We start from the raw sequence: 15,446 nt of genomic DNA, 5'->3' as shown, positions 1-15,446 counted from the left end.
GCGAGGGCAGCCGGAGCGAGGAAAGCCGCACCGAGGGGCGCGGCGCGCTGGAGCGCCGGTTCACGTCGGGCGGTCCGGCCCGCCGCAGCCCGCCCAAACCGGGCAAGAAGGCCCTGCCGGAACTCAAGCGCGTGCAACTCGACGCCCCGGCGCCCGACATGGCCTTCCGGGACCGGGACGGCGACACGCTGACCTTCCCGGACAGCAACCTCAAGCGGGTCGCGGCGAAGATCCTGACCGAAAAGAAAAAGGCGTGGCGGTACCGTCCGTTCGCGTTTCCGCTGTTCACGGACCGGGGCAGCGAGCAGTCCTTTCACTTCGATTTCTACATCTACGACGCCGAGGACAGCGTGATCCGCCTGATCCTGGTCATTCCGTTCGAATCCCGTGAAGTCTGGGACCGGGTGGGGCGGTTCAAACGGCAGTACCCGATGTACACGTACGAACTGTGGACACCGGAGAAACTGGCGCGCCTGTCCGGCCCGCGCGGCCGCCTGGAATTCTGAACTCGGGTTTCCGGGGCGCGGCTCGGTACGGGTTCCGGTCGATTCAGAACGGCAACGAATCAGCTGGCATCCGCATGAGTGTCCAGTGAGTGCCCGGTGAATGCTCTTGAGCTTCGCTTGGGTCTGTCCGCCGCCCTCCTGCAAGCCGGGGCGATCTGGTAACGTTTCCAAACAGGTGGTCCCCTCCCCCGGACACCCGCCCACCCCTGAACAGCCCCTGCCCTGCGCGGTTGCACGAACACCGCAGCGGCACAGGTTCCCCGCCTGCACTCCGCACTGGCCTGTTCTTAAAGGAGCTTCACGCACATGACTGACACCCCACCCCGTCTTCACCCCGGCCAGCCGTACCCCCTGGGAGCCACCTGGAACGGCCAGGGCACCAATTTCGCCCTGTACTCCGAGACGGCCAGCGGCGTCGAACTGTGCCTGTTCGACGAGCAGGGCGCCGAGACCCGTGTGGCCCTGCGCGAGCAGACCGCCTTCGTGTGGCACGGTTACCTGCCGGACGTAAAGCCCGGCCAGCGCTACGGCTACCGCGTGCACGGCGAGTACGCGCCCGAACGCGGTCTGCGCTTCAACCCGAACGTGGTCCTGCTCGACCCTTACGCCAAGGCCCTCGACGGGACCGAGCAGTTCGACCGGGGTGTGTTCGGGTACGTGACCGGCACCGACGACACCCAGATGCAGCAGGAGGATCAGCGCGGCTCACCGCTGGGTATCGTCACGGACTCCAACTTCGACTGGCGCGGCGACCACCGCCCGAACATCCCGTTTCATCAGGCCGTGATCTACGAGGCGCACGTCAAGGGCCTGACCATGACGCACCCGCTGGTCCCCGAGGAACTGCGCGGCACGTACGCCGGGATCGCCTGCGAACCCATCCTGTTCTACCTGCGAGAACTGGGAATTACCAGCATCGAACTGATGCCCGTGCACCAGCACGTAGACGACCCCTTCCTGATCGACAAGGGACTGACCAACTACTGGGGCTACAGCACCCTGTCGTTCTTCGCGCCCGACGTTCGCTACAGCGCCGAGGCGCGCCGGGGCAACCCGGCCGGGGCCGTGGACGAGTTCAAGAACATGGTCAAGGCGCTGCACGAGTCCGGCATCGAGGTCATCCTGGACGTGGTGTACAACCACACCGCGGAAGGAAACCACATGGGGCCGACCATGTCCTTTAAGGGCATCGACAACCCCACGTACTACCGGCTGGTCGCCGAGGACCCCCGCTTCTACTTCGATTACACCGGCACCGGCAACAGCCTGAACGTGCGCCACCCGCAGACGCTGCAACTGATCATGGACAGCCTGCGCTACTGGGTGACCGAGATGCACGTCGACGGGTTCCGCTTCGACCTGGCCAGCACCCTGGCGCGCGGCCTGCACGAGGTCGATCAGCTTTCGGGCTTCTTCACGATCATTCACCAGGACCCGATCATCAGTCAGGTGAAACTGATTGCCGAGCCGTGGGACGTGGGCGAGGGCGGCTACCAGGTCGGGAACTTCCCGGTCAACTGGGCCGAGTGGAACGGCATCTACCGCGACGACATCCGCGCCTTCTGGAAGGGCGACGGCGGCCTGGCGTCCGAGATCGGGTACCGCCTGACCGGCAGTAGCGACCTGTACCAGAACGACGGCCGCAAACCCTACGCCAGCATCAACTTCGTGACTGCGCATGACGGCTTCACGCTGCGCGACACCGTCACGTACGAGCAGAAACACAACGAAGCCAACCTGGAAGGCGGCAACGACGGCCACAACCACAACCTCACCTGGAACTGCGGCGTGGAAGGCGAAACCGACGACCCCCAGATCAACGCGCTGCGTGCGCGCCAGCAACGCAACTTCCTGGCGACCATGCTCCTGGGCCAGGGCACGCCCATGCTGCTGGGCGGCGACGAGATCGGCCGCACGCAGGGCGGCAACAACAACGCCTACTGCCAGGACAACGAGATCAGCTGGTACGACTGGACGAACCTCGACGAGGACCTCCTGGCGTTCACGAAGAAAGTCATCCGCCTGCGCAAGAACCACCCGGCGCTGCACCGCCGCAAGTTCTTCAGCGGCCGCACCATCCGCGGTGAGGACGTGCGCGACATCGTCTGGCTGCGGTTCGACGGGGCCGAGATGAGCGACGAGGACTGGAGCAACCCCCAGACGCAGAGCATGGGCATCTTCCTGGACGGCAACGGCCTGGACGACGTGGACAGCGAGGGTCAGCCGCTGCTGGACGACCACCTGCTGCTGCTCCTGAACGCCTCGCACGTGGACCTGCCGTTCACGCTGCCCAACCTGACCGGCTGCCAGGACTGGGAACTGCTGCTCGACACCGGCGACGACCACGCCACCGGCAACCCGGCGGCCGGTGAGGAAACCCAGCTTCTGGCCCGCAGTGTCAAGCTGTACCGCTGCCCCCGCCAGTAACCGACTGTCAGGCGGACTGCGCTCCACCGCGCCACAGTCGGAAAGGCACCGCCTGCGGCCGCACACCGCGAAGTCCGTCTGTAGTCTCTACTCACGTCCGCTCGGATTGAACGGTCTTTGCAGCCCATTTAATCGGAATTCGCACCAGAACAGCTAAAGAGGCGGCCTCAGGAAGCGGGCCGCCTCTTTGCTGTTACCGCTGCCCGCTTCACCGGCTCCGATGCAAGGGCCTGGGCGGATGCAGGCAGGAGCAGGGCAGAGTCCGGGTGTCCAGTGCGCAACCCGGCGCAGTTACCCTGTGTCAACGAAACAGGCGGCGGTGCGATTTCATACGGATTCCCCTCCACTGCGCCACACTCGGGAAGGCACCGCCTACGGCTTCACCCCACGAAGTCCGTAGGTTGTTCCTCCTCGCGTCCGCTCGGATTGATTCAGAACTGCACCGAATCAACCGCAGTCCGTATCAGGTTTCGTAGGTGCGGGCGACACTGGTCAGGACGCTGCGGTACTCTCCGGCGGTGATCAGGCCCTTGGCCATGGCGTGACTGGCGGCGTTCAGGCTGTCGGCGGCCAGCACGAGGTCCGTGCCGGTCCTGCGAAATTCCTCGCGGAGGTTCAGGACACCACTGTCGCGCGCGCCCTGGGTCACGTCGCGGATGTACACGGCCAGCACGCGGCCCGGGTGACGGCGCACGATCTCGGCGTAGATTTCGGGGTCCTTCTCGCCGCTGTCGCCGATCAGGACAAACGGTAGGTCAGGGAAGCGCGTGAAGATCCGTTCGATCACGCCGTGTTTGTACCCGCCGTGCCCGCCAAGCAGGTTCACACCCCAGTTGCGCAGGAACATCGGGCCCAGTGGAATGCGGCGGTAATCCAGGAACTGCCACAGCAGATCGAAGAAATTCCAGGGGCTGCTGCTGACGTAGAAGATGGGGTTGCGGGCCTCTCCGTCGCGGGTCAGGGCGCGGTACAGGGCGCCCACGCCGGGAAACGGGAGGCGGGTACGGGCGTTGCCGGTCAGGACGGTGGCGAGCATGCGCGGCAGGCTGGTCACGTCGGACTGAATGACGGTGTCGTCCAGGTCGCTGATCACGCCGAAGCGGGCGTCCGCGACGACCTGCACGCGCGTGGTGGCGGTCACGTCCCGGCCGTCCAGGGTCAGGGCCACCTGATGCCAGCCGCCGGGCAGCGGCACCCGCGGCGTGAAGATCAGCGTGAAGTACCCGTCGGCGTCACTGACGGCGCTGACCTGCTGGCCGTCGAGGGTGCCCGTGACCTGCACGCCGCCCACCTCGCGCGACAGCAGGCGCCGCAGGACGTTCTGCGCGTTGCGCAGGCGGCGGTCACCCTTGTGGGGAGGCTGCATGGTGCGCGGCAACAGCACGCGGCCCGTGAGTTCCACCTGGGTGGGCGTGCCCCAGCCGACGTAGGGTTGCAGCAGCAGTTTGCCGCGGGCGCGCCGGGGCTGCACGAAAGCGCCGAACGCCTGATCGGCGGCCCGCAGCGCCCGTTCCAGCATGGGCTGCACGGTCTTGAACGCAGTCGTTACCGGATTCACCCGCCCAGTGTAGCGGGCGCGGCCGTTCCCTGCGGCAAGCCCGCGCGTCCCCGCCAGGATGTCATGAAACGGACTGTGGTTGATTCGGAACGGCACCGAATCAATCGGAATCCGTATTACTGCCCGCTGTGGTCGTATCGCCGCACGATCAGCCGGCGCACCAGGCGGTCACCCAGGGCCGGAAGGCGGCGGTCGAGCCACGCGAACAGGTGGTACACGCGCGGCACGAGCACCTCGCGGCGGGGGCGGAGCAGCACCGACGCGACGGCGCGGGCCACGATGTCCGGGCCGGGCATGGGAAGGCGGGCGCGGGCGGTCATCTCACTCTTCACGAAGCCCGGCGAGACGAGACTGACGTTCACGCCGCTGCCCAGCAGTTCGCGGCGCAGACCGAGGCTGAAGCCGCGAATGCCGAACTTGCTCGCGGAGTACAGGCCGTTCGTGGCGGCCTGCCCGGCCACAGAGCCGATGTTCACGATGTGGCCGCTGCCCCGCCCGCGCATCTCGGGCAGGACCAGTCGGATCAGTTCGATAGGCGCGTCGAGGTTCACGCGCAGGACGCGCAGCGGGTCCGGGTCGTCCCACCACCAGCCCCGCTCGACGGTGACGCCCGCGTTGTTGATCAGCACGTCGATCCGCCCGAAGTGCGCGTGCGCGGCGGCGATCAGGGCGCGGCGCGAGTCGGGGCTGGTCACGTCGGTGGGCACGGCGATCACGCGGTGCCCGGACGGGTCGAGGCGGCGGGCCAGGGCTCCCAGCTGATCCTCACGGCGCGCAGCAAGTACCAGCGCGTAGCCCAGCGCGGCGAGTTCCGTGGCGGTGGCCAGACCGATGCCGCTGGACGCGCCGGTCAGAACCACCACGGGGCGCGACGTGTTCCACGGGGGGGTGGGGGCGGTCATGACGCGGCCTGCGGCGTGCGGCGCCCTGACCGGCCGGGGCGTGCCCTGCAAAATTGTGTCATGAGGTGATGGTATCCCCAAGCGGCGCTCAGCTGCGAGTCAGGCGCGCGCCCGACACTGGGCAGATGCGCCCTGCTCCCACTGCCCTGTCCCGCCTGGGGCTCACGCTGCTGCTGGGCACCCTGCCCGCCAGCGCCCTGACCAGCGGCGCGCTGACCTCCGCCACCCTAACTAGCGCCTCCCTACCCACCGCCGCCCTGACCATCCCGGCGCGGCCGCCCGTGGACGCCCTGCCGGAAATTCTGCCGGTGGGTGCGCCCACACAGCCTCCGGGACCGGCCCTGATTCCCATCCCAAGCGCGGGCCCAGTTTCCGGACCAGTGGCCAGCCCGGTCGGCAGTCTGCCCACTGATCCTCTGTACTCGCGGCAGTGGACGCTGCCGGTCATCCGCGCGCCGCAGGCGTGGGCGCTGAGCGGCGTGCAATCGGTGCGTCCCGTGACGGTCGCCGTGCTGGACACGGGCTTCGTGAGCAGCACGGAACTCGCGGGCCGCGCCGTGAACGGCTACGACTTCGTGAGCGATCCCGCCCGCGCCGGGGATGGCGACGGCCGGGACGCCGACGGCAGCGGTGTCGGCCCGTACGCCTCCCACGGAGAGGTCGTGGCGAACATCATCGCCGCCGCGCACGACGGACGCGGCATGGCGGGCCTGAACCCACGCGCCCGTATCGTGCACGTACGCGTGGCCGGAACGGACGGGCAGATTGACGTGCCGGACCTCGTGGACGGCCTGAAGTGGGCGGCGGGACTGACCGTGCCGGGCACGCCCAGCAACCCGAACCCGGCGCGGCTGCTGAACCTCAGTCTGTTCGCGGATTTCGTTCCCCTGACCCGCTGTGACCCGCGCGTGCAGGCCGCCGTGGACGCCGTCACGGCGCGCGGCGCACTGGTGATCGCCGGGGCCGCGAACGACGGCGCGGACGCCGGGGGGTACTCGCCTGCCGGGTGCCGCAGCGTCCTGACCGTCACCAGCGTCACCGCGCAGGGCACGCGGCCCGCGTACGCCAACTGGGGCCGCAGCGTGGCCCTCGCCGCGCCCGGCGGGGAGCCCGGGCACGGCGTGACCGTCAGCAGCGTCAGCGGCGCGGGCGGCGTGCGCGAGTCGAACGGCACCAGCCTCGCTGCGCCGCACGTGACGGGTGTCGCCAGCCTGCTGCTGGGCCTGCGCCCCAACCTGACGTCCGCCTCGCTGCGCCGCCTGCTGACGGGCACCGCCGCGCCCTTCCCCGGCGGTCACTGCGACCCGCAACCCGCCCGCAGTTGCGGCGCCGGCACCCTGAACGCCGAGGCCGCCCTGAACAGCGCGCTGTCCAGCAGCCTCGGCAAGTAAGCGCGCCGGGACCAGCGGGACGCGCGGCCCCCACCTCACCCGTTACCCTGAGCGCATGAGGTTCAAACAGTGAACGCGCCCGCGTGGCGCATCTGGCTGGTCGTCACACTCATGTGCGGCTGGGGCATCCTTGCCATTCGCTTCAGCACGCGGCAAGAGTGGCCCATGGCGGGCCTGAGCGCCCTGCTGTTGATCACCAACGGCGTCACCCTGTACCGCCTGACCCGGCACGGCAAGTAACGCGGACTGCGGCTCCACACCGCGGCATCCTTATATTATTCCCACTCGCATCCGCTCGAATTGACTCGGGACTGCAGCGAATCAATCGGAATCCGTATCAGGCGGGTAAACGGCGCAACCCCCGCCACGCCGACGGGGGTCTTTTCTCTCACCTTCAGCGTTCTGCCATCGGCCTGCGTTTACAGGGAGATCAGGAAGGGGTCTTCAAGCGACTCGCAGATGAAGCGCACGAAGCGAGCGGCGTCGGCACCGTCGATCAAGCGGTGGTCGTAGGTGAGCGCGAGCGGTAGCATGTTGCGGGGTTCGAACGCGCCCGTTTCCTTGTTCCAGACGGGTTCCATGCCGCCGCGGCTCACGCCCAGGATGGCGACTTCGGGGGCGTTCACAATGGGCGTGAAGGCGTGCCCGCCGATCCCGCCGAGGTTACTGATCGTGAAGGTCGCGCCCTGCATCTCGTCGGGTTTGAGCTTGCGGTCGCGGGCGCGACCGGCAAGTTCACTCAGTTCGAGGACCATGTCCGTGATGCTCTTGCGGTCGGCGTCCTTGATGACGGGCACGAGCAGGCCGACGGGCGTATCGACGGCCACGCCGATGTTCACAAAGTCCTTGTAGATGACCTGCTGGGCGTTCAGGTCGAGGCTCGCGCCGAATTTGGGGAACTGACGCAGGGCGTTCGCGACGACCTTCATCAGGATGTGCGTCATGGTGAGTTTGCCGCCGGCCTTCTCGACGCGCGCGCCGAAGCGTTTGCGGGTTTCTTCCATGAGGGTCACGTCGGCCTTGTCGAAGTGCGTGACCATGGGAATGAGGGTGCTGGCGGTCATGGAGCGCACGGTGGCCTTGCGGATGCCGCTCATGTCCTCGCGGGTCACGGCGCCCCACCGCTCGAAGTTGGGCAGGGGCGCGGCGGCCACGGCGGGTGCGGCGGCAGGTACGGCGGCGGGTGCGCTGGCCTGTGCGGGGGTGGGCGCGGTGACGGTGGGGGTGCCGCCGGTACGGCGCACGTCCTCCTCGCTGATCCGCCCGGCGATACCGGTGCCGTGCACGGCGTGAATGTCCACGCCGATCTCACGGGCGAGGCGGCGGACGCTGGGCGCGGCGGGCACGACGTGGCGACCGTCGAAGGTCTGTGGGTTCTGCGTGCCGGACTGCGCGGGCGCGCCAGCCTGCGCGGCGGGCGCACCGACAGCCTGGGCCGGGGCAGAGGCGGCTGGGGCAGGTGCGGCCGGAGCAGGTGCGGCTGGCGCCGATGCAGCGGGTGCGGGGGCCGCAGCGGGAGCGGGGGTGGCCGGGGCACTGCCGCCGCCCAGGGTGGCGATCACGCCGCCGACCTTCACGGTGTCGCCCACGTTCACGCTGACGCTCTGCACGGTGCCGCTGGCGTTGGCGGGCACTTCCACGACGGCCTTGTCGGTCTCGATCTCAATGACAGGCTGGCCCTCGGTCACGGTGTCACCGGCCTTGACCAGCACGGTCACCACGGTACCCTGCTCGATGTTGTCACCCACGTCCGGCAGGGTGATCTGCACGCCGCCGCTGGCCGGGTCGCTGGCGGAGGCTGGCGCGGCGCTCTGGGCGGGGCTGTTCTTGTCGGCGCTGTCCTGGGCGGGACCGTTCTGGACCACGCTGTCCTGGGCAGGGGCGGTCGTGCTGGCCTGCTCTTTCTGCGCGGCCTGCTGCGCCTGCGCGGCCCGAGTGGCCTGCCCGGCGTCGGCGGATGTGCCGCTGCTCTCGGCCTGCGCGGCCTCGTTCCCGCCGCCTTGCGTGGGGGTGGCCGGGGGGGCACCGGCGCCGCCCAGCGTGGCGATCACGCCGCCGACCTTCACGGTGTCACCCACCTTTACGTTCACGGCTTCCACGGTTCCGGCGGCCTCGGCCGGCACCTCCACGACGGCCTTGTCGGTCTCGATCTCGATAATGGGTTGCCCCTCGGTGACGGTGTCGCCCGACTTGATCAGTACGGTCACGACCGTGCCCTGCTCGATGTTGTCGCCCACGTCGGGGAGTTTCAGTTCAGTCGCCATGATTGGTTCTCCTTGAGAGAGATGGTAAGGGTGAGAAGTGCGGGATTGACGGTTAGCGTGGGTCCATCAACCGTCAATTTTGAAGCTTTAACGCAGGACGGGGGCGTCCCTGTCCGGGTCGATGCCCAGGTCGGCAATCGCTTTGGCTACCACGTCGCCCTTGATCTTGCCGTCGCGCTGAAGGGCGTACAGGGTCGCCAGGACCACGTGTTTGGTGTCCACCTCGAAGAAGTCGCGGAGTTCCTCACGGGCCTCGCTGCGGCCGAAACCGTCGGTGCCGAGCGTCCAGAGTTTCCGGTCCAGGTGACCGTTCAGGCCGTCCGCGCCGAGTTTCATGTAGTCGCTCACCGAGATCAGGACGCCCGGGGCGTTCTCCCGGCTGAGCTGCTGGGCCACGTAGGGCACGCGGGGTTCGGCGGTGGGGTGCAGCATGTTGTGACGCTGGGCGAGCAGGGCGTCCTGGTGAAGCTCCTTGTAACTGGTCACGCTCCACAGGTCGGCGGCGACACCGTAGGCTTCGAGCGCCTTCACGGCCTCCTGCGCGGCGCCCATGGCGGGGCCGCTGGCGAGGATCTGCGCCCTGAGTTTGGCCTTGCTGGCGCTCTTCTGGTAGCGGTACATGCCGCGCACGATGCCCTCGCGGATTTCCTCGTGGCTGCGACCATCAGCAGGCATGGCAGGCTGCACTTCGTTCTCGTTGTCCACCGTGATGTAGTAGAACTCGTCGATGCCCTGGGCGTACATGCGCTGAATGCCGCTCTCGATGATCACGGCCAGTTCGTACGCGAAGGCCGGGTCGTAGGTCTTGAGGTTTGGAACGACGTACGCCTGCAGGTGGCTGTTGCCGTCCTGGTGCTGCAGGCCCTCACCGGCCAGGGTGGTGCGCCCGGCGGTGGCGCCCAGGATGAAGCCGCGCGCGCGCTGGTCGGCGGCGGCCCACACGAGGTCACCGACGCGCTGCATGCCGAACATGGAGTACAGCACGAAAAAGGGAATGGTCGGCACGCCGTGGTTGGCGTACGAGGTCCCGGCGGCGATCCAGGAGGCCATCGCGCCGTCCTCGGTGATGCCCTCTTCGAGCATCTGGCCGTTTACGCTTTCCTTGTAGGCCATGAGGCTGCCGGAATCGACGGGCGTGTACGTCTGGCCGCGCGGGCTGTAGATGCCGATGCGGGGCACCAGGGCGTCCATGCCGAAGGTGCGGGCCTCGTCGGGCACGATAGGCACCACGAACCGGCCGATTTCCTTGTCGCGCAGCAGTTTGCTGATGATCTGCACGGCGGCCATGGTGGTGCTGACCTGCCGCTCGCCGCTGCCCTTGGCGAATTCCTCGTAGAACTCGCCGTTGGGGATGGTGGGGTGCGGGTACTCGACCCGGCGGGCGGGGATCGGGCCGCCGAGCGCGGCGCGCCTGTCCAGCGCGTACTTCACTTCCGGGCTGTCCGGGCCGGGGTGGTAGTACTCCATATGCTCGACCTGCTCGTCGGTCAGGGGGAGTTCCAGCAGGTCGCGCAGGTTTTTCAGGGTGCTGAAGTCCAGCTTCTTCACCTGGTGCGCCACGTTGCGCGCCTGGGCGCTCTCGCCCAGGCCGTAGCCTTTGATGGTGCGCGGAATGATGATGGTCGGGCTGCCCCGGTGCTTCACGGCCGAGGCGTACGCGGCGTAGATCTTGTGAATGTCGTGCCCGCCGCGGTTCAGGAGTTCCAGTTCGGCGTCGCTCCAGCCGTCGATCAGGGCCTTGAGTTCCGGGGTGTTGAAGAACTTCTCGCGCAGTTCCTTGCCACCGAAGGCCGCGTAGCGCTGCGACTCGCCGTCTACGAGCAGTTCAAAGCGCTTGACGATGGTGCCGTTGTAGTCCTTTTGCAGCAGTTCGTCCCACTTGCTGTCCCAGATGACCTTGATGACGTTCCAGCCCGCGCCACGGAACAGCGCCTCGAACTCCTGGATGACCTTACTGTTCGCCCGCACCGGCCCGTCGAGGCGCTGGAGGTTGGCGTTCAGGACGAAGATCAGGTTATCCAGGTTCTCGTACGCGGCAAAGCGGATCGCGCCGATGCTCTGCGGCTCGTCCATCTCGCCGTCACCCAGGAACGCCCAGACCTTCGCGTCGCCCCTGGGTTTCAGTTCGCGGTTCTCCAGGTACTTGATGAACCGCGCCTGGTAGATGGCCTGCATGGGGCCCAGGCCCATGCTAACGGTCGGGAATTCCCAGTAGTCGGGCATCAGCCACGGGTGCGGGTAGCTGCTCAGGCCCGCGCCGTCGGGCTGCAACTCGCGGCGGAAGCGGTTCATGCGGGCCTCGTCGAAGCGGCCTTCCAGGAAGGAGCGGGCGTACACGCCGGGGCTGGCGTGCCCCTGGTAGAAGATCAGGTCGCGGTCCTGCCCGGCGCCGTGTCCACGGAAGAAGTGGTTGAACCCCACCTCCAGCAGCTCGGCGGCACTGGCGTACGTCGAGAGGTGCCCGCCGATGCCGTCACTCTTCTTGTTGGCCTTGATGACCATGACCACGGCGTTCCAGCGGATGATGTTGCGGATCCGGCGTTCGAGGTCCGGGTCGCCCGGGTACTCGGGCTGCGCGTCGGCGTCGATGGTGTTGATGTACGGGGTGTTCTGCTTGAACGTGATGGGCGCGCCGTGAAAGTACGCGTAGTGGTCGAGTTCCTCGAGCAGTTCCGCCGCGCGGTTGTCACCGGCGTCCGCGAACACATAGGCCAGCGAGTCAATCCACTCCTGCGTCTCCACGGAGTTCAGCTTCTCGCGGTCCTGCGCGCTCATGCCGGTGCGGGGCGGTCTGTTCGGAGGAGATGAGGTCATGCCAGCAGTCTAGAGCGCGCCCTTCCACACTTCCAACAGGGAATTCTCACAGGATTCACCACTGGCACTGGTGGGTTCCGGGCGTTACCCTGGAGCGCAATGCCCCAGCCCCGCACACGACCGTCCGCATGACCCCACGCAGCCCATGATCGAACTGCGTCACCTGCGGCACTTCGTGGCCCTGGCCGAGGAGGAACACTTCGGGCGGGCCGCCGAGCGCGTGTTCGTGGTCCAGCAGGCCCTGAGCAACTCCATCCGCAACCTGGAAGAAGAAATCGGCGTGCCGCTCGTGCTGCGCACCACCCGCCGCGTGCAGCTCACTCCCGCCGGGCAGGAATTCCTGACTGGCGCGCGCGCCACGCTCCTCCTGGCCGCGCAGACCGTGGAACGCGCCCGCCGGGCCGCGCGGGGCGAGGTGGGCCGCCTGACCGTGGGCTTTGTCAGCGGGCTGGCCTTCGGGGGCCTGCCGGAAATCGTGCGCCGCTTCCGGGACCTGTACCCGAACGTCAGCGTGGACCTGCGCGAACTGACCGCCCAGGAACAGGAAGCCGGACTGCGCGGCGGGCAGCTCGACATCGGCCTGATGCTGCTCCCGGTGCGTGACCCCACCCTGGACTCGCGGGCGCTGTGGCGTCAACCCCTGGTCGCGGCCCTGCCCGCCGAGCACCCCCTGGCCCGCAAACGCCGCCTGAGGATCACCGACCTGAGCGGCGAGCCCTTCGTGTTCTTCCCCCGGCAACTGCGCGCCACGTACTTCGATCAGGTCATGCGCTGGTGCGCCGCTTCCGGCTTCACGCCGCACGTGGTGCAGGAAGCCATCGAGATTCCCACGCTGCTCTCGCTCGTCGCGGCGGGCGTGGGCGTGTTCCTGCCCATCGAGTTCTTCAGCCGCCTCTCGCTGCCCGGCGTGGTGTACCGCCCCGTCGAGGGCGCCCCCACCGTCGAGATCGTCGCCGTGTGGCGGCGCGGCGACGGCGCCAGCCCGGTCGTGCGGGCCTTCCTGACGGTGGCCGACGAGGTGCTGCGCGCAGGGCCGACCGGCGGCACTGGAAAAGAGGGCAGCAGGACGTAATACGGACGGTGGACAGATTGGTAACACCCGCAAAAGGGGGTGGGACCCGGACAGCGGCGCCGCCCGGCGAGCAGGCGCGGCGGGAACGCAGGACGGGCAGTGTATGGAGTAGCCGGTCAAGGGTTCCTTCAGCCAGCTCGCTTACCATCCGTGCTTACCATCCGTTTACGTACGGGGCGTAACATAAGCCGATTCGTTCGGGCCCTGCCCGTCGCCTGCCCTCTCCCCCACCCCCATCCCGGAGGTCTCATGCTTAAAGTCCAGTCCAGTTACACGCCCGCCGGTGACCAGCCCACCGCCATCCGCTCCCTGGTCGACGGACTGGACAGCGGCCTGCGGTTCCAGACGCTGCTCGGCGCGACCGGCACCGGGAAGACCTACTCGGTGGCGAAGGTGATCGAGGAGACGGGGCGCCCGGCGCTGATCATGGCGCCGAACAAGATCCTGACCGCGCAACTGGCCAGCGAGTTCCGGGAGTTCTTCCCGGACGCGGCCGTGGAGTTCTTCATCAGTTACTACGATTACTACCAGCCCGAAGCGTACGTGCCGGGCAAGGACCTGTTCATCGAGAAGGACGCCAGCGTGAACCAGGAGATCGAGCGGCTACGGCACTCCACGACGCGCAGTCTGCTGACGCGGCGGGACACGATCGTGGTGGCGTCGGTCAGCTGCATCTACGGCCTGGGCGACCCGAAGGAGTACACGGCGCTGAACCTGATTCTGAAAAAGGGCGGTCAGGTCAGCCGGGACGAGATTCTGGGGCGGCTGGTGAACATGCAGTACGAACGCAACGACATCGAGATGATGCCGGGCCGCTTCCGCGCCAAGGGCGAGATGATCGAGGTGTGGCCCGCGTACGACGAGCAGCCCCTGCGGATCGAGTTGTGGGGCGACGACGTGGAGCGCATCACGGTGGTGCATCCGCTGACGGGTGACCGGCTGGCGGAACTCGACGCGACGGTCGTGTACCCGGCGAAGCACTACGTGAGCAGCGCCGGGAACATCGAGCGGGCCATCGTCACCATTCAGCAGGAGCTCGACGAGCGGCTGGAGTACTTCCGGTCCACCGGGAAGCTGCTCGAAGCGCAGCGCCTGAAGGAGCGCACGCTGTACGACCTGGAGATGCTCAAGGTGCTGGGGTACTGCTCGGGCATCGAGAACTACTCGCGGCACATCGACGGGCGCGCGGCGGGGCACACGCCGTACACGATGCTGGATTACTTCAACGATGATTTCGTGACGTTCATTGACGAGTCGCACGTGACGGTCCCGCAGATCGGCGGCATGGCCAACGGGGACCGGGCCAGAAAGCAGACGCTGGTGGATTACGGTTTTCGCCTGCCGAGCGCAATGGATAACCGCCCGCTGAACTTCGAGGAGTTCATGAGCAAGACCGGGCAACTCGTGTTCGTGTCGGCCACGCCCGGCGCGTACGAGCGCGAGCACAGTGACTCGATCGCCGATCAGATCATCCGCCCGACCGGGCTGGTGGACCCGCCCGTGACGGTGCGGCCCATCAACGGGCAGATCGAGGACCTGCTGGGCCGCGTGCGCGAACGCGCGAAGATCGGCGAGCGCACGCTGGTGACCACCCTGACCAAACGCATGTCCGAGGACCTGACCGAGTACCTGCTGGAAAAAGGCGTCAGGGCGCGGTACATGCACAGCGACATCGACAGCGTGGAGCGACAGGTAATCATCCGCGACCTGCGCCTGGGACATTACGACGTGCTGGTCGGCATCAACCTGCTGCGAGAGGGCCTGGACCTGCCGGAAGTCTCGCTGGTCGCCATTCTGGACGCAGACAAGCCCGGCTTCCTGCGCAGCGAACGCGCCCTGATCCAGACCATCGGCCGCGCGGCCCGCAACGTGAACGGCGAGGTGATCCTGTACGGCGACTCCATCACGCCCGCCATGCAGTTCGCGATGGACGAAACCCGCCGCCGCCGCGAGAAGCAGACCGCCTACAACGAGGAGCATGGCATCACGCCCACCACCGTCATCAAGGGCGTGCGCAACGTCATTCGCGGCGAGGAACAACCCGACGAGGTCAGCTCCGAGAACGTCGGCACCGACCGCGACACCCTGACGGCGCAACTCACGGACCTGGAACTGGACATGTGGCAGGCGTCCGAGGACCTGGACTTCGAGAAGGCCGCCAGCCTGCGCGACCAGATCCGCGCCATCGAAGCCAAGTTACAGGGCAAGGAATTCAAGCAGGCGACCGTGCCAGGCCAGAAAGTCCGGTCACGCGGACGACGGTAGGCCCACCCTGGATTCCGGGCACCTGATACGGACTGCCGCTCCATTGCGCCACAGTTGGAAGAGCACCGCCCGCGGCTCCAGACCGCGAAACCCATATGCTATTCCTACCCGCATCCGCTCGTGTTCTCTCTACCCGCATCCGCTTGGGCTCAACTGGAACCGCACCGAATTAAGTACACTGCGTTTATCTTGTAGATAAACCGCGCGGAGCGCGGAGCAGAAGGAAAGTACGTTGGAGCGGGAATGG

Annotated in this window: 10 protein-coding genes; 6 read left to right on the top strand and 4 right to left on the bottom strand. The window is 67.5% G+C overall.

Going from position 1 to position 15,446, the window contains the following annotated elements:
* Positions 1-506: hypothetical protein (locus tag QZ271_RS11840; RefSeq protein WP_291431708.1), on the top strand; the 506-nt coding region annotated here is incomplete at its 5' end.
* Positions 507-812: 306 nt separating this feature from the next.
* A complete protein-coding gene (gene glgX / locus QZ271_RS11835; protein ID WP_291431705.1) occupies positions 813-2,933 on the top strand; it encodes a glycogen debranching protein GlgX in 2,121 nt (706 codons plus the stop codon).
* Positions 2,934-3,396: 463 nt separating this feature from the next.
* Here the strand turns inward: glgX and QZ271_RS11830 are convergent, their stop codons facing one another.
* The gene (locus QZ271_RS11830; protein ID WP_291431703.1) at positions 3,397-4,491 is read right to left on the bottom strand and encodes an App1 family protein; all 1,095 of its coding nucleotides are present in this window, start codon (positions 4,489-4,491) and stop codon (positions 3,397-3,399) included.
* Positions 4,492-4,607: 116 nt separating this feature from the next.
* On the bottom strand, positions 4,608-5,393 hold the full coding sequence (locus QZ271_RS11825; RefSeq protein ID WP_291431701.1) for an SDR family oxidoreductase: 786 nt from the start codon (positions 5,391-5,393) through the stop codon (positions 4,608-4,610).
* A 125-nt stretch (positions 5,394-5,518) separates the two neighbouring features.
* On the opposite strand from QZ271_RS11825, the gene QZ271_RS11820 reads away from it, so the two are divergent.
* Positions 5,519-6,784: a S8 family serine peptidase gene (locus tag QZ271_RS11820; protein ID WP_291431699.1), complete on the top strand. Its 1,266-nt coding sequence runs from the start codon at positions 5,519-5,521 to the stop codon at positions 6,782-6,784.
* Positions 6,785-6,853: 69 nt separating this feature from the next.
* Positions 6,854-7,024, top strand: a complete 171-nt coding sequence (locus QZ271_RS11815; RefSeq protein WP_291431698.1) for a hypothetical protein — start codon at positions 6,854-6,856, stop codon at positions 7,022-7,024.
* 179 nt (positions 7,025-7,203) lie between these two features.
* On the opposite strand, the gene aceF is transcribed toward QZ271_RS11815, so the two are convergent.
* Together aceF and aceE are read right to left on the bottom strand one after the other, a co-directional pair.
* Positions 7,204-9,048, bottom strand: a complete 1,845-nt coding sequence (gene aceF, locus QZ271_RS11810; protein WP_291431696.1) for a dihydrolipoyllysine-residue acetyltransferase — start codon at positions 9,046-9,048, stop codon at positions 7,204-7,206.
* A gap of 87 nt (positions 9,049-9,135) precedes the next feature.
* Positions 9,136-11,862: a pyruvate dehydrogenase (acetyl-transferring), homodimeric type gene (gene aceE / locus QZ271_RS11805; RefSeq protein WP_291431694.1), complete on the bottom strand. Its 2,727-nt coding sequence runs from the start codon at positions 11,860-11,862 to the stop codon at positions 9,136-9,138.
* Between the two features lie 148 nt (positions 11,863-12,010).
* Here aceE and QZ271_RS11800 point away from each other — a divergent pair, with 148 nt between their 5' ends.
* Together QZ271_RS11800 and uvrB are read left to right on the top strand one after the other, a co-directional pair.
* Complete coding sequence (locus QZ271_RS11800) at positions 12,011-12,934, top strand: LysR family transcriptional regulator (protein ID WP_291431710.1); 924 nt, start codon at positions 12,011-12,013, stop codon at positions 12,932-12,934.
* 249 nt (positions 12,935-13,183) lie between these two features.
* On the top strand, positions 13,184-15,199 hold the full coding sequence (gene uvrB / locus QZ271_RS11795) for an excinuclease ABC subunit UvrB (RefSeq protein ID WP_291431692.1): 2,016 nt from the start codon (positions 13,184-13,186) through the stop codon (positions 15,197-15,199).
* The last annotated feature ends 247 nt before the right edge of the window (positions 15,200-15,446 follow it).

This window comes from Deinococcus sp., from assembly GCF_018260555.1.
In the GTDB taxonomy this organism is placed as follows: Bacteria; Deinococcota; Deinococci; order Deinococcales; family Deinococcaceae; genus Deinococcus.
This window is presented reverse-complemented; position numbering and strand designations above follow the sequence as displayed.